The organism is Streptomyces sp. NPDC051211, from assembly GCF_040689505.1.
In the GTDB taxonomy this organism is placed as follows: domain Bacteria; phylum Actinomycetota; class Actinomycetes; order Streptomycetales; family Streptomycetaceae; genus Streptomyces.
The window spans coordinates 100,615-114,428 of the sequence record NZ_JBFBAV010000015.1; the positions used below are offsets into that span (position 1 = coordinate 100,615).

The 13,814-nt window shown below is 72.8% G+C and carries 15 protein-coding genes; 8 read left to right on the forward strand and 7 right to left on the reverse strand.

The window, feature by feature from the left end; genetic code table 11:
* Positions 1-59 precede the first annotated feature (59 nt).
* Positions 60-713, forward strand: a complete 654-nt coding sequence (locus tag AB0447_RS17330) for a TetR/AcrR family transcriptional regulator (protein WP_366477519.1) — start codon at positions 60-62, stop codon at positions 711-713.
* A gap of 126 nt (positions 714-839) precedes the next feature.
* Here AB0447_RS17330 and AB0447_RS17335 read toward each other — a convergent pair whose 3' ends face one another.
* The 3 genes from AB0447_RS17335 to AB0447_RS17345 form a co-directional block, all read right to left on the reverse strand.
* Positions 840-1,616 (reverse strand): glucose 1-dehydrogenase, encoded by a 777-nt coding sequence (locus tag AB0447_RS17335; protein WP_366477595.1) that lies wholly within the window; start codon positions 1,614-1,616, stop codon positions 840-842.
* 138 nt (positions 1,617-1,754) lie between these two features.
* Positions 1,755-3,167 (reverse strand): MFS transporter, encoded by a 1,413-nt coding sequence (locus AB0447_RS17340; protein ID WP_366477520.1) that lies wholly within the window; start codon positions 3,165-3,167, stop codon positions 1,755-1,757.
* A gap of 79 nt (positions 3,168-3,246) precedes the next feature.
* Positions 3,247-3,831, reverse strand: coding sequence for a TetR/AcrR family transcriptional regulator (locus AB0447_RS17345; protein ID WP_366477521.1), 585 nt, complete (start codon positions 3,829-3,831; stop codon positions 3,247-3,249).
* A 203-nt stretch (positions 3,832-4,034) separates the two neighbouring features.
* Here AB0447_RS17345 and AB0447_RS17350 point away from each other — a divergent pair, with 203 nt between their 5' ends.
* A complete protein-coding gene (locus tag AB0447_RS17350; RefSeq protein WP_366477522.1) occupies positions 4,035-4,901 on the forward strand; it encodes an endonuclease in 867 nt (288 codons plus the stop codon).
* Here the strand turns inward: AB0447_RS17350 and AB0447_RS17355 are convergent.
* Positions 4,885-5,178, reverse strand: a complete 294-nt coding sequence (locus AB0447_RS17355) for a hypothetical protein (RefSeq protein ID WP_366477523.1) — start codon at positions 5,176-5,178, stop codon at positions 4,885-4,887. The two genes, AB0447_RS17350 and AB0447_RS17355, sit on opposite strands and share 17 nt — an antisense overlap.
* A 92-nt stretch (positions 5,179-5,270) precedes the next feature.
* Positions 5,271-5,663 (reverse strand): nuclear transport factor 2 family protein, encoded by a 393-nt coding sequence (locus tag AB0447_RS17360; protein ID WP_366477524.1) that lies wholly within the window; start codon positions 5,661-5,663, stop codon positions 5,271-5,273.
* 266 nt (positions 5,664-5,929) lie between these two features.
* Here AB0447_RS17360 and AB0447_RS17365 point away from each other — a divergent pair, with 266 nt between their 5' ends.
* Positions 5,930-6,550: a hypothetical protein gene (locus tag AB0447_RS17365; RefSeq protein WP_366477525.1), complete on the forward strand. Its 621-nt coding sequence runs from the start codon at positions 5,930-5,932 to the stop codon at positions 6,548-6,550.
* Positions 6,551-6,704: 154 nt separating this feature from the next.
* Here AB0447_RS17365 and AB0447_RS17370 read toward each other — a convergent pair whose 3' ends face one another.
* The gene (locus AB0447_RS17370) at positions 6,705-7,238 is read right to left on the reverse strand and encodes a GNAT family N-acetyltransferase (RefSeq protein ID WP_366477526.1); all 534 of its coding nucleotides are present in this window, start codon (positions 7,236-7,238) and stop codon (positions 6,705-6,707) included.
* 304 nt (positions 7,239-7,542) lie between these two features.
* Here AB0447_RS17370 and AB0447_RS17375 point away from each other — a divergent pair, with 304 nt between their 5' ends.
* From AB0447_RS17375 to AB0447_RS17390, 4 genes are all read left to right on the forward strand, one after another.
* Entirely contained in the window at positions 7,543-7,815 is a 273-nt protein-coding gene (locus tag AB0447_RS17375; RefSeq protein WP_366477528.1) for a hypothetical protein, read from the forward strand.
* Positions 7,816-7,974: 159 nt separating this feature from the next.
* Positions 7,975-8,382 carry a YciI family protein gene (locus AB0447_RS17380; protein ID WP_366477529.1) on the forward strand — a complete coding sequence of 136 codons (408 nt, stop codon included), beginning with the start codon at positions 7,975-7,977 and terminating at the stop codon, positions 8,380-8,382.
* Positions 8,383-8,720: 338 nt separating this feature from the next.
* On the forward strand, positions 8,721-9,425 hold the full coding sequence (locus AB0447_RS17385) for an NAD(P)H-dependent oxidoreductase (protein WP_366477530.1): 705 nt from the start codon (positions 8,721-8,723) through the stop codon (positions 9,423-9,425).
* A gap of 71 nt (positions 9,426-9,496) precedes the next feature.
* Positions 9,497-11,326 (forward strand): protein kinase, encoded by a 1,830-nt coding sequence (locus AB0447_RS17390; protein ID WP_366477531.1) that lies wholly within the window; start codon positions 9,497-9,499, stop codon positions 11,324-11,326.
* 13 nt (positions 11,327-11,339) lie between these two features.
* Here AB0447_RS17390 and AB0447_RS17395 read toward each other — a convergent pair whose 3' ends face one another.
* The gene (locus tag AB0447_RS17395) at positions 11,340-11,990 is read right to left on the reverse strand and encodes a TetR/AcrR family transcriptional regulator C-terminal domain-containing protein (protein WP_366477532.1); all 651 of its coding nucleotides are present in this window, start codon (positions 11,988-11,990) and stop codon (positions 11,340-11,342) included.
* Positions 11,991-12,148: 158 nt separating this feature from the next.
* Between AB0447_RS17395 and AB0447_RS17400 the strand changes: the two genes are divergently transcribed.
* Positions 12,149-13,783: an APC family permease gene (locus AB0447_RS17400; protein WP_366477533.1), complete on the forward strand. Its 1,635-nt coding sequence runs from the start codon at positions 12,149-12,151 to the stop codon at positions 13,781-13,783.
* Positions 13,784-13,814: the final 31 nt, after the last annotated feature.

The following is a 13,814-nucleotide window of genomic DNA, read 5'->3' on the forward strand; positions in this document are numbered from 1 at the left end:
GATGCCTCTTCCCTGATCCTTGGGGTGCGTAACAAGCGTTCGGTACGTACGATAGCAACATGCCGCCCGCACCCGGAGACCGTGAAGCCCGCCGCGAGGACGTGTCCCAGGGGGTGTGGCAAGTGTTGGCCGACAAGGGGTTCGGCGGGCTGACCCTGCGCGCCGTCGCCGCCGCGATGGGCGTCTCGACCGGGATGCTCATGCACTACTTCCCGACCAAGCGGGCGCTGATCGCGCATGCCCTGGATCTGCTGGAGAAGCGCACCGCGGAACGACCCCGCCGCGTACGCCCGGCCGAGGGCCTGGCCACCGTGCGAGCCATGCTGCTGGACGTCCTGCCGCTGACCCCGGACGACACCGCCCGCAACCGCATCTGGGTCAGCTCCTGGGACCTGGCCCTCGCCGACGACGGCCTGGCCGCGGACCAGGCCGACCGCTACACCCGGATGCGCTCGGCGATCCGCCCGCACCTCGAAGCCGCGCGCGGCCTGGGCGAGCTCCCCGCCACCGCCGACCCGGAACAACTCGCCGCGGCCGCCGTCGCGTTCACCCACGGACTCGTCGTCCAGGCCCTCTTCGACCCCGGCCGGTTCCCCGTGGACGTACAGACCGCCATGCTCGACGACTTCCTCACCTCCATCGCGGCCGGCCCGACCCCACGCCGGTCCCGGCAGGCCAGGCCGGCCGCGGCCGCCAAGACGGCCGACCGCTGACACCGTTCGGCGCGGTCAGCGCATCAGCACCACCTTGTGCCGGGTCCCACCGGGCCCCCGAGCCGGTGGACCTCGGCCTGTTCGGCCGGCGGGCGGGCCGTGCCGATGAAGTTGACCAGGACCGGGTCAGGCCGAGGAGCCGCCGTCCACCACCAGGTCGGTGCCGACCACCGAACCGGCGGCGTCCGAGGCCAGGTACAGCACGGCGGCGGCCACCTCGGCGCCGGAGGAGATCCGGCCCAGCGGCGACTGCTGCTTCATCCGCTCGGCCCGCTCGGCCTCGCTCTCCCCGGGCAGCAACGACATCTCGGAGTCCGACGCCCCGGGGCTGACCGCGTTGATCCGGATGCCCTCGGCGATGTGGTCGAGGGCTGCCGCGCGGGTCAGCGCGCTCACCGCCGCCTTGGTGACCGCGTACCCCGCCACCCCCGGTATCCGCAGGTGCGCTCCCAGGTTGGAGGAGATGTTGACGATGGCGCCGCCGCCGTTGGCCCGCATGTGGGCCACCTGCGCCTGGAGCGACAGCAGCACCCCGGTGACGTTGATGTCGAGCAGGGTCTGCCAGTCCTCCCGGGAGAGGTCGGCGACGGGACCGCCGCCACGGAACACCCCGGCGTTGTTGACCGCGATGTCGAGTCCGCCGAACCGCTCGACCGTGGCACGGACGAGCTCCCGTACCTCCTCGCCGCTGGACACATCGGCCGTGAGGGCGACGGCGGTTCCGCCCGCCCCCTCGACCAGGGCGACGGTCTCGTCGAGCGGCGCGGCACGGCGGCCCGCGACGACCACGTTCGCGCCCTCGGCGGCGAAGGCGAGGGCGATGGCCCGGCCGAGACCGGTGCCGCCGCCGGTGACGAGGACGGTCTTGCCGGTGAAGCGCGGGGCGAGGGTGGTGGTGTGCAACACGAGGTGACTCCTTGGGTTGAGTGAGGCCGTCGGACGGTTCCGGATGGAAGGAAGGCCAGGTGCACGTAGGGCGGTACGGCGGTACGGCGGTACGGCGGTATGGCGGTATGGCGGTATGGCGGTATGGCGGTATGGCTATGCGCGGCGGGCGGCCCTGAGCGAGACCGCGGCCAGTGCGGCGAACGCCACCGCGGCCGAGCCCAGCGCGACGGCGTCGCTGCCGAGGGCGAGCAGCAGCGCGAAGAGCACGGTGGCACCGGACTCCATGGCGGTGTTGAGCACTCCGCCAGCCAGCCCCGCCTGCCGGGCCGGGACCCCCGAGGTGGCGAGCACTGCCGCGCCCGCGAAGGAGAGGGCGGTGCCGGCCGGCAGCAGGAGCAGCCCGGGCAGCAGGCCGTAGGCGTACGGCAGGTCCGGGTCGAACCCGGTGGCCGCGAGCAGGGCCAGCCCGACGGCCCCGCAGGCGAACCCGGCTCCGGTGACCCGCTCCGGCCCGTACCGCCCGATCAGCGGCGGCGCGGCGCGGCCGACGCCGATCAGCGCGGCCGCGAACGGCGCGAACGCGGCGGAGGTGAGCAACGCCGAGTAGTCGCGCTGCTGTTGGACGCCGAGCGAGAGGAGGACGAAGACGGTGGCGGTGCCGGCGGCGGCGAACGCGATGGCGGCAAGCCCGAGGCCGCGCCGCCGGTCGGCCAGGAACCCGGGCGGCAGCAGCGGATCGGCCCGGCGGCGCTCGACGGCCGGGAAGCCGAGGAGCAGGGCCAGCCCGGCCGTCAGCGGTACGAGCACCGGGACCGAAGCCCAGGGGTGGGCATCGGTGAGGACCAGGCCGAACCCGACCAGGGTGATCCCGGCGGTGGCGAGCACGGCACCGGGCAGGTCGAGGGAGCGGGCCGGGCCCGGGGGAGCGGCGGGCAGCAGCCGGCGGCTCAGGGCGAGGGCGAGCGCAGTCACCAGCACCGGCACGGCGAACGTCCAACGCCAGGACAACAAGGCCGAGATGACCCCGGAGAGCAGGTTTCCGGCGGTGGCGCCGAGGACGGAGAGCCCGCCCCAGGTGGCCATGGCCCGGCCGTAGGCGGACGGTTCGGGGAACAGTCCGCGCAGCAGCGCCATCGCGGCGGGAGCGACGACCGCCGCACCGAGCCCCTGGACGAACCGTGCGGTGAGCAGTGCCTCGAAGCCGGGGGCGAAGGCGGCGCCCGCCGACGCGACGCCGAAGACGGCCAGCCCGGCGGTCAGCGTGCGCCGACCGCCGTACCGGTCGGCGAGACGGCCCCCGAACAGCAGGAGCCCCGCGAAGGAGAGTCCGTAGGCGGCGGTGAGCAGGATCAGCCCGGCGCGGCCGATATCGAACTCGGCCCCGATCCGGGGGAGCGGTACGGCGACCGAGGCGAGCGTGAAGATCAGTACGACCTGCACGGCGCCGAGCAGTGCGAAGCCCGGGCCGGTGCCCTTGCCGGTACCGCTGCCGCTGCTGGTGGGGTCGGGCGGCCGGCTCCGGCCGGTGTGCGTGGTGGCTGTGGTGGTGGCGGTAGTGGCGGTCATGTCCCCCTCTTTCAAGACCGATCGTTCCAATATCAGGGCACGCAAAAGGCCGCGACCCTGCCGTGCTCGCCGGGCGGCGTCAGTCCAGCAGGGCCAGCGCCTGCTCCGCCGCGTCCCGGACCCGCGCCGGGTCCGCGGAGGCTTTGCCCACCACCCGGATGCCCTGCATCAGCACCAGCAGCATCCGCGCCAGCGTGCGCGGATCGCGCCGCTCCGGCAGTTCCCCCTGCGCCTGTGCGCGCACCAGGGCCGAGTGCAGCAGCGTCTCGACGTGCTCCCAGCTGAGCTCCACCCGCCGGGCGGCGGCGGCGTCATGGGGAGCCAGTTCCGCCGCCGTGTTGGTGACGAGGCAGCCGTTCAGCCGGTGCTCGTCGGAGCCGGCCTCGGCGGCGAACCGACGTACCACCGCGCGTACGGCGGGCAGTGCGGGGCTGGGCTGAGACAACTCGGCCAGCAGCAGCGGGCCGTGCTCCTCGGCGTACCGGTCCAGGGCCTTCAGGTACAGCTCGTGCTTGTTCCCGAAGGTCGCGTAGAGACTGGCCCGGCCGATCCCGAGGTGCTCGACGAGGTCCGACATGGCCGTCGCCTCGTAGCCGCGCCGCCAGAACAGCTCGAGCGCTGCCCGCAGTGCCGCATCCGGATCGAATTCCTTGGTCCTGGCCATGCCGGAACTCTAGATCGATTTGGAACGCCCGGTCAAATATGCCTGGTTGGGATGGCTCGGTACCGGCGGGTCGGGGGTGAAGATCCGCACGCCCGACACGTGGTCTTCATCTGTACGGCACATGACAATGTGAGCCTCGCTCTGCCACCTGACACCCCGCCAACTCCACTGGCGGGAGCGGTGCGTGTGGAGAGGACCCCCACGTGAAGAGATCCCCGCGCCCGGCCCCCTGGGCCGCCGGCCTCGCGGCGACGGCCGCGCTGCTGCTCCTCCTCCCGGCTTCCGCCTCGGCCTCCGCCCCTGAGGCTCCGCCCGTCGCCGCCTCCGCCGGCCTCGACGCGACGGACACGACGAACACGACGGACACGTACAACGCGTACGGCGCGTACGACACGTACTACGCCCCGGCCGAGGGCAAGACCGGCGCCGCGCTCAAGAGCGCCCTGCACGGCATCATCAAGAACCAGTCGCGGATCAGCTACGACCAGGTGTGGGCGGCGCTGAAGGTCACCGACGAGGACCCCGCCAACCGCAACAACGTGATCCTGGTCTACTCGGGCCGCTCCCAGTCCAAGTCCACCAACGGCGGTGGCGTCAACGACTGGAACCGGGAGCACGTGTGGGCCAAGAGCCACGGCGACTTCGGCACGGCCACCGGCCCCGGCACCGACCTGCACCACCTGCGGCCCGAGGACGTCACGGTCAACAGCACCCGCGGCAACAAGGACTTCGACTACGGCGGCAGCCCGGTGTCCGAAGCCCCGGGCAGCCTGACCGACGCCGACTCCTTCGAGCCGCGCAACGCGGTCAAGGGCGACGTGGCACGCATGCTGCTGTACATGGCGGTGCGCTACGAGGGTGGTGACGGCTTCGCGAACCTCGAGATGAACGACAGGGTCAACAACGGTTCACTGCCCGCCCAGGGCCGGATCAGCGTGCTGAAGCAGTGGCACCAGCAGGACCCGCCGGACGCCTTCGAACAGCGCCGCAACCAGGTCATCTACGACACCTACCAGCACAACCGCAACCCGTTCATCGACCACCCCGAATGGGTCAACTCCATCTGGTAGCCGTCGCGGCGAGGACGGTGGTGACCGATCCGATGAGCAGCGCGGCCCGCACGTGCGGGCGCCCGCCGTCCACCAAGACGTCCTGCAGGCAGTCCACCCAGCGCGCCGCCTGACCGCGGCCGGCCTCCACCGGGCCGGCTCCCGTACCGCCGCCTTCTCCGACGGCGGTGGGGGAGCCGGCACCGCTCTCGCGTACGAGCGCGCAGCGCGGGCAGTCCTCATCGTGCGGTGCGGCCCAGTAGGCGCCGTCGAGCACGGCGTATCTCACATCATCCACGCCCTGCCCAACCCGCCCGCGCGGGTTGGGAAACGGCCTGCCGCCCGGATGTGACCGGACCGGTATCAGCGGGACGTTACGCATACGCGTCCTTACGACCAGAACGCGTCGTACGCCGCCTGGTCGGCCCAGAGCTCCCAACCTTCGACGATCTTGCCTTCGCGGATGTGGAAGACGATGGCGTAGTCCATGTCGAGCTCCTTGCCCGGGCGCGACGCCGTGGCATGGAGCAGGGCGACCGTATGGGCATCGTTCGCGAGAACGTCGTGGAGCCGGGCGCGGTACGTGCCGTCCGACAGCTCGAAGTTCCGGGCGAACATCCCGAAGGTGGCGTCTCGGCCCCGATGGTCCCCCGACAGCGGCCCCCGACCTCCCTGGTGCCATTCGACGTCGGGATGGAAGACCTCCGCCAGCGCTTTCATGTCACCGGCCGAGAAGGCCGCCATCGCTCGCTGGAACACTCCGATGTGCGGGTGCTCGGTCATCACTGCCTCCCTTGGCCGGCAGCGAACCTAGCTCGAAGCCGGCAGGCCGGGGCGAGGGGCGCACCGGGCGGGCACGTGCTGCCACCTGACCGGATGCGACGCCCGGCACCAGCCGCCCGGTACGCCGGGGCCAGCCGCCCGGTACGCAGGGACGGCGCCCGCCCCACCTGCACCGTACGGGTGGGGCGCGCCCGGCGGAGGTCGGCCGATCGGGGTACGGGGGCGGGTCGCTCCGGTCGCCGTCGCGGGGTCAGCACAGTGGGGCGGTGAACAGATCTCTGCTGCTCCCCGCCAGGCTGATCGGACCCGCCGCGGCCGCCCTCTCCCTCGTCGTGCTCGGCGCCGGCCCGGCGGCGGCGGCTCCGTCCGTCGCGTCGCGTGTGGGCTCCGAGGTCCGGTGGACCGCACTGCCCGCGACCGCCAACACCGTCTTCGTCGGACAGTTCCCTGCCGGCACGCTCTCGATCTTCGACGAGGCCGGGATCGTGGCGGGGCCGGGTTGTGTGACCCAGGCCCCCACCCAGGTCGGCTGCGGTCCGCTCGCCACCGCGACGAGGATCAGGCTGGCGGCCAACGACGGGAACGACTCCGTGACCCTGCTGTTCCCCTTCCAAGGTCCGCTGCCGATCCCGGCGGACATCGACGGCGGGTCCGGGCAGGACCGGCTCCGCAGTGGCGACCGGGCCGACCGGCTGACCGACCCCGACGGCTGGCCGTCCCCGCAGTCGGAGGCCACCTTCATGGCCGAAGGCGGCAACGACACGATCATCAGCCGGAACCGCGGCTACGACCGGATCGACTGCGGAAGCGGCTTCGACACGGTGATCGCGGGCCCGCTGGCGCGGGACGCGGTGAGTTCGAACTGCGAGAACGTGATCCGCTTCTAGGGCCGGCTCCTTCCCGGGCCCGTCGAGGCCCGCGTATCCCGCAAGGCCGGACCGGGAGCGCGCGGGCCTGCCGCGACCCGGCCACCGGGTCCCGCAGCAGGCCCGCGACGGCGATTCCGCTCAGCCCGAGTACGCGGTCAGTCCGAGTACGCGGTCAGCCGGAGTACTCGGTCAGGTCGATGCCGTGCACGTTCAGCGGGAACCCGTACACCGGGTCGACCGCCTCGCGCTCCAGCGTCATGCCGAGCTTGCGCATCACGTTCTCCGATGCCTCGTGGCCCGTCCGGCAGATGCCGATCACGTGCTCGAGCCCACGGTCCTGAAGCGCCCACTCCAGCACGGCCTGGGCCGCCTCGGACGCATATCCCTGCCCCCAGAACTGCCGCCCCAGCCGCCACTCGGCCTGCACCGCCGGCAGCACCTCGGGCAGGAAGTGCGGTACGGACAGCCCGGTGAAGCCGATCAGCTCACCCGACCCCAGCAGCTCCACGGCGAACAGCCCGAAGCCCTCGTCGTCCCACTCCTCCTCCCAGCGCTCGATCGCGTCGGCGGTCTCCTCCAGGTCGAGCACCGAGCCGTCGCCGATCCACTCCATCACCGCCGGATCGGCATTGATCTCGGCCATCGGCACCAGGTCGTCGGCCTGCCATTGGCGCAGCAGGAGGCGGGGGGTCAGGATCTCGGTCATATGCCCATTCTCCCCGAGCGCGGAGCAGCCGGCGGCCACCGTAGGACCCGTCACCGGCCGGGGCCGTGGCAGGGGGCGTACGGCCGCACGAGGTCGGGAGTGTGCGCCGAAGCGCCATGCGCCACGACCTCGGTGTCTCGTCCGAAGACTGAGCCGATGACTGAGCCGATTACGGGTGACCGACGACGGGCGACCGACGACGGACGACCGTGCCTCCCGCTGTCCGCCCCGCGTCCCGCTACCCGCCGCGCGGCGGGATGCACGTCGTGGGCGGCTGTCAGTGGCGGCTGGCATGGTGGCGGACATGGACGAGCAGATCATGCGCGGCCGTGTCTACGGCGCCGACCACGACGACCCCGACCCGGGCCCGCGCCCGGGCCGCGACTACGCCGAGCTGGTCGGCGGACCGCTCGACGGCCTCCTCCTGGACGTGACCGGCTGGAGCCCGGCCGAGCGGGCCGAGGGCGCCCTCCTGATGACGGAGATCGGCCGCTACGGTCCCGGCGGCCGCAGCCAGTACACACCCCGCCCGGGAGACCCGGCCCGCTTCGACTGGCACGGTGACGTCCCTGTTTGAGATGCGGTATCTGCATGTCAGCACGGTCGAGCGGGGGCGCGAGAAGCCCGGAACGGGTCCTGCCCGGCCCGTCCCGGAGCGGCTCCAACCGGGTGGTTCGGGCACCCGCTCCCGCGATCCTGCCCGGCCGACCGCCCCGGCAGGGCGTTGCCTGGGGGCATGAAGTACTTCGTGACGGTCCAGGGAAGCCAGGCGGACTACGACGCCATGTCCGGCAACGGCTCGGCCACCAGCCCCGCCTGGAGCCAGGACGAGCTCCAAGCCATGTTCGCCTTCATGAACTCCCTCAACAACGAGCTGGCCGCCTCCGGTGAACTCGTCGACGCACAGGGTTTCGCCGAGCCCGCCAAGGCGCGCTTCGTCAGCGCCCTGCCCGGCAACGAGCCGGTCGTCACCGACCGCCCGTACGCCGATTCCGAGCCGCAGATCGCCGGCTACTGGCTGCTGGAGTGCGAGAGCCTGGACCGGGTCACGGAGATCGCCGCCCGCATCACCCAGTGCCCGCTGCCGGCCGGGTCCGCGGAGCAGCCGGTGGTGATCCGCCCGGTCGGCGACGGACCGGAATAGCGCCGGAACGCCGCAAGCCGGAACGCCGCAAGCAGGAACGCCGCAAGCAGGAACGACGCAAGCAGGAACGACGTCCGCCGAACGACGGCACGCCGGAACAGCGCAGCGGAGTGGAGTGCGCCGGGGTGCGGCCCCCGTCGCAGCCCTTGATGGCCAAGGCCGCACCCCGTACTCCGTGCCTGCCCACCCCGCGCGACGGCATGCATGCGCTGCAAACGGGGTCAGCCCGGCGCGGCAGCCGGGCCGGGTACCGCCGCCTGTGCCACGCTCGGCCCGAGACGGAGGCACGAGCAGCCACCGGCCGGCAGCCGGCGGCATGCGGCAAGGGAGACGGCGACATGAGCAGCCTGACGGACCACGAGCCCTTCCCCGTGGACGGAGCCGCCCCGCACCCCGACGCCCGGGCATCCCTGCGCGTCCTGGTGCTCGCGGGGTCCGCCCGTACCGGCTCGGTCAACGCGCGGCTGGCCACGCTGGTCGCCGACCTGGTGTCGCAGGCGGGCGCGCCGGCGGACCTGGCGACCCTCGGGGAGTTCGTCATGCCGCCCTACGACGCCGACGCCGAATCCGACCAGGGCCAGCCGCCCGGGGCCGTCGCGCTGCGCGAACGCATCGACGCGGCACAGGCGTTGATCATCGCCTCGCCCGAGTACAACGCCTCGGTCCCGGGCGTGCTGAAGAACGCCGTCGACTGGGTGTCCCGTTTCCGGCCGCAGCCGTTCAAGGACAAGCAGACCCTGCTGATCTCGGCCTCGCCCTCCATGGTGGGCGGCAACCGGGGCCTGTGGGCGCTCCGCATCCCGCTGGAACACCTGGGCGCCCGCGTCTACCCCGACATGTTCAGCCTGGCTATGGCCCATCAGGCGTTCACCGAGGACGGCACGCTCGCCGACCCCGGCCTGGGCGAACGCCTGGGCGCCACCATCGAGTCCTTCCTCGCCCTCGCCGAGGCCGACACCCGCTACCTCTGCCTGCGCCACCGCTGGTACGAGTTCCTCGGCGACCGTTCCGACGCCCCGGTCACCGCCCGCGCCCAGGACTGACCCGCCCATTTCTTCCGGGGGTTGGATAAGGTTCCGGTCGAAACAGGAGCCTGCGTGGGAGACATGAGTCGATGAGTGGTCAGCAGCCGGACCGGGTCAGTGCCCCGCAGATCTTCCAGCCACTGACGGGAGACGACCCCACCACCATTGCCGGCTACCGGTTGGCCGCCAGGCTCGGCGCGGGCGGCATGGGCAAGGTGTACCTGTCGTACACGCCCGGCGGGCGGCCCGTGGCCATCAAGGTGATCCGCCCCGAGTTCGGCGAAGACCCCGAGTTCCGCCGCCGGTTCGCCCAGGAAGTGAAGTCCGCCCAGCGGGTGCAGGGCCTCTTCACCGCGCCCGTCATCGACGCCGACACCGACGGCGCGCAGCCGTGGCTGGCCACCGCCTACGTGCCGGGCCCCTCGCTCGCCGAGGCGGTCGTCGCGCACGGGGCGCTGCCCGTGGAGGCGGTGCTGCTGCTGATCGCCGGCATGGCCGAGGCCCTGACCGTCATCCACGGCGCGGGCATCGTGCACCGCGACCTCAAGCCGTCCAACGTGCTGCTGGCGGCGGACGGGCCCCGCGTCATCGACTTCGGCATCGCCTACGCCGCCGACGCGACCTCGCTCACGGGCAGCGGGGTCACCATCGGCACGCCCTCGTTCATGGCTCCCGAGCAGGCCGCCGGGCGCAGGGTCACCCCGGCCACCGACATCTTCGCGCTCGGCCAGGTCGCGGCGTACGCGGCGACGGGTGCCCCCGCCTTCGGCGAGGGCACCTCGCACGGCGTGCTCTATCGGATCGTCCACGAGGAGCCCGACCTCAGCGGGGTCCCCGAGCGGCTGACCGAGCTGATCACGCGCTGCCTCGCCAAGGACCCCGAGGCCAGGCCCTCGATCAGCGAGATCATCAGCCTCTGCCAGTCGGCGAACGCGGAGACGGTGCTGCGCCGCCCCGAGGACTGGCTGCCGGGCGCGGTCGCCGCCGACATCACCGTGCGCGCCGCGGCCCCCGCTCCGGCCCAGGCCCCGCCGCCCCCGCCGACCGCCCCGGCCGTGGGCTACTCGCCCACCACGCCGGTGGCCCCGGCTACACCGCCGCCGGGCTACGGCCCGTCCGCGGCGCACCAGCCGACCCAGGCGGCGCCGTCGGCCCAGCCCGCCCGGCCCCCGCAGCCCTCCTACGGCCCGCCCGCCGGAGCGCCGTCCTACGCCCACGCGTACGCCCCGACCCAGATCCCGGGCCAGGCTCCGGCGCCCCATCCCACCCATGTCCCGCCGTACGCACAGACGTACCCGGGACAGCCTCCGAAGAGTGCGGGCAGCCGGGGCCTGGTCATCGCTCTCGCCGCCGCGCTGGTCTTCGGCGTCGTGGGCGGCGGTACGGCGTACGTCCTGCTCAAGGACAAGGACAAGGGCGAGCTCACGCAGGGCGGCTCCTCCTCGCAGGGCGGGCAGCAGGGCGGCGGGACCGTGTCCGGCGGCGGGGCGAGCGCCCCCGCCAAGGGAGCCGTTTCCGAGCCGAAGGCCGTGGACTACAAGGGCATCAACCTCACGGCCGGCTACCACCTGACGCTCGGGGAGGACCCGGTCCGGCCCCAGCAGGGGGAGGACGGCGGGTACGAGCTCTCCTACGACACCGGTGCCTACCTCGATGCGGAGAACTCGGACGGCAACCTGGTGCTGCTCGATCCGGGCCAGCAGGGATCACTGGCCGTCTGCCGTGCGGAGACCCGGTTCACCCAGAACGTCTACGTGAACAAGCTCTCGACGGGGCGGCAGGTCTGCGTGACCACGGGTACCGGGCACATGGGTCTCGTGACGGTCAAGGGGTTCTCGCCCGAGGACTCGCCCAGCAAGTACATGACCCTGGACGTGACGGTCTGGCGCAACGCCGCCGTCTCCGGTTCCGGCAGCTGACCCTCCGCCCCGATCAGGGGCGCGGGCTGCCCGCACCGGCCTGGACGCCGCCCAGCAGCAGCCGCAGGCCGCGCTCGAAACCGCGGTCGTCCAGGCCGCCCGGCCCGCCCAGCCCGCCCGGTTCCCCGGCCGCCGCCCCGAGGGCGGCGGCCAGAGCGGGATACCCGGGCTCGTAGTCGCGCGGGGCGCGGGTGAATCCGGCGGTGAAGGTCTCCAGCGCCGAGCCGAGCACCAGATTGTCGAGGGCCGCGGCCGCCTCCGCGGCCTCGGCCGGCGTGCAGCCGAGACCGCCCAGCGCCGCCAGCAGCGCATCGTAGCCGCGCAGCGCCTTCTCCGATTCGACCCGGTGGCGCGCCACCAGCGGGATCATGTGCGGATAGCGCAGGTAGACCCGCCGGTAGCCGCGGGCGTATTCGGCGATGCCCGCCACCCCGCCGGGATCGGCCAGCGGCCCCAGGGCGATCTCGTCGTTGATGAGCTCCGCCGCCGCGTCGAGCAGATCTTCCTTCGAGGCGATGTGGTGGTAGAGGGAGGCCCCGCGCACACCGAGCCGATCGGCGATGGTGCGCATCTTCAGGCCCTCCACACCCAGCTCGTCCAGCAGCTCCAAGGCCGCCCGGGCGATGGCCGCGCGGCTGAGGATGGACTGGCTCGGGCGGGGCATGCGGGCTCCTTCACTCGTCGGACGTGCAGATTACCTGTCAGGAACGCTTCACAAGCCGGTGGCCCGGCGGCTACATTCACGCCACCGTTTACCTAACGCGGTTAGGTTTGGCTCGGCGCGCCTCCTCAGGGGGAGCGCGCGCTCTCGATGAGGTGATCATGAACAGTGCACCCGACCGGGCTCCGGTCGCCGACGGACCATGTCCCGCCACCGCCGACGGTGCCGCCCAGGCCGCGGCCCCGGCCGGCGGTCCGGATGCGGACGCGGCCCGTCTGGAAGACCTCGGCTACCGCCAGGAGCTGCGGCGCAGCCTCGGCATCCTCGGCAACATCTCCATGGGCTTCGCCGTGGTCTCGCCGGTGGTGGCCCTCTACGCCGTCTCGATGGTGGGCACCACCGTGGCCGGCCCCATGTGGCTCTGGGCCCTGCCCCTGGTGCTCGTCGGCCAGTGCCTGGTGGTCAACGTCTACGCGGAGCTGTCCTCGCAGTGGCCCCTCGCAGGCGGCCCGTACCAGTGGGGCCGGCGCCTGCTGGGCCCCGCCTTCGGCTGGCTGGGCGGCTGGGTGTGGCAGTTCGCCGTGATGTTCGGCAACACCACCGTGGCCTACCTGGCGGCACCCTGGGTGTTCGCGCTCTTCGGCGCCACCCCCACCCCCGGCGGGCTGGTCGGGGCGGCGGTCGGCATCCTGCTGCTCTGCATGCTGGTCAACGCGTACGGCATCACCATCCTGCGCTGGTTCGTCTCCCTCGGCATCGCCGCCGAGGCGGTCGCGTCCGTCCTGGTCGGACTGGCCCTGCTGCTCTTCTTCCGCGAACACGGCTTCCCGCTCTTCACGGAGACCCTCGGGGCGGAAGCTCTGTCCGGCGGCTCCACGGTCATGGGCTTCCTCGCCGCGGTGGCCGTCGCGGGCTGGGCGTTCATCGGCTTCGACGCCTGCGTCTCCACCGCCGAGGAGACCAAGGACGCGGGCCGGCAGGTGCCGCGCGCCATGTGGTGGGCGCTGCTCAGCGTCGGCGTGGTGGTGATCCTCAACGCCATGGCCGTGGCACTGGCCCACCCCGACCCGGCCGCCGTGGTGGCCGGCCAGGACATCGACCCGGTGACCACCGCCGTGGTGCACTCCTTCGGCTCCTGGTCGGACAAGCCGTTCGTCGTGGTCGTCCTGATCGGCTTCCTCGCCTGCGCCATGGCCTCCCAGGGCGGCGCGGCCCGCGGCCTCTACTCGCTGGCCCGGGACGGCGTCTTCCCCTTCTCCCGGCACGTACGGAAGGTCAACGCCCGCAAGGCCCCGATCGGCGGCCTGGTCGCCTCGACCCTCATCAGCGGCAGCGCCCTCGCCCTCGGCCTGAACGCCACGGCCATCGGCAGCCTGATCGCCTTCGGCACCGCTGCCACCTACCTGCCGTTCTTCCTGGTCTCGCTGGCCGCCCTCGTCGCCCGGCTGCGCGGCACCTGGGTGCCGTCCGGCCACATCCGGCTCGGCCGCAAGGGCACCGTCCTCAACGTGCTGGCCGTGCTGTGGACCGCCTTCGAGGTGGTCAACGTCTGCTGGCCGCGGGCCGTGCTCGCGCCGCCCGGCGCCCCCTGGTACCAGGTGTGGGCCGCGCTCCTGGGCACCGCCGTCGTACTCGGCAGCGGCCTGCTCTACCTGTTCCTGCGACGACCGCACCACGTCCTGCGCCGCGCTGCCGCGCCGGAGCCCGCTGCCGCGCCGGATCCGGGGCCCGCGTCCGCGCCGGATCCGGAGCCCGCGACCGAGTCCGAGCCCGTCGGCACGCCTCACCCCTCCTGACCCATCCCCCCACGCAAGCGACACGGACACG

What these genes read in the sequence shown, in the direction of transcription:
- AB0447_RS17390 (WP_366477531.1), top strand. Translation starts at nt 9,497, where the DNA reads ATGAGTGGTCAGCAGCCGGACCGGGTCAGTGCCCCGCAGATCTTCCAG.
- AB0447_RS17360 (WP_366477524.1), bottom strand. Translation starts at nt 5,663, where the DNA reads ATGACCGAGCACCCGCACATCGGAGTGTTCCAGCGAGCGATGGCGGCC.
- AB0447_RS17330 (WP_366477519.1), top strand. Translation starts at nt 60, where the DNA reads ATGCCGCCCGCACCCGGAGACCGTGAAGCCCGCCGCGAGGACGTGTCC.
- AB0447_RS17375 (WP_366477528.1), top strand. Translation starts at nt 7,543, where the DNA reads ATGGACGAGCAGATCATGCGCGGCCGTGTCTACGGCGCCGACCACGAC.
- AB0447_RS17400 (WP_366477533.1), top strand. Translation starts at nt 12,149, where the DNA reads ATGAACAGTGCACCCGACCGGGCTCCGGTCGCCGACGGACCATGTCCC.
- AB0447_RS17345 (WP_366477521.1), bottom strand. Translation starts at nt 3,831, where the DNA reads ATGGCCAGGACCAAGGAATTCGATCCGGATGCGGCACTGCGGGCAGCG.
- AB0447_RS17395 (WP_366477532.1), bottom strand. Translation starts at nt 11,990, where the DNA reads ATGCCCCGCCCGAGCCAGTCCATCCTCAGCCGCGCGGCCATCGCCCGG.
- AB0447_RS17380 (WP_366477529.1), top strand. Translation starts at nt 7,975, where the DNA reads ATGAAGTACTTCGTGACGGTCCAGGGAAGCCAGGCGGACTACGACGCC.
- AB0447_RS17370 (WP_366477526.1), bottom strand. Translation starts at nt 7,238, where the DNA reads ATGACCGAGATCCTGACCCCCCGCCTCCTGCTGCGCCAATGGCAGGCC.
- AB0447_RS17385 (WP_366477530.1), top strand. Translation starts at nt 8,721, where the DNA reads ATGAGCAGCCTGACGGACCACGAGCCCTTCCCCGTGGACGGAGCCGCC.
- AB0447_RS17340 (WP_366477520.1), bottom strand. Translation starts at nt 3,167, where the DNA reads ATGACCGCCACTACCGCCACCACCACAGCCACCACGCACACCGGCCGG.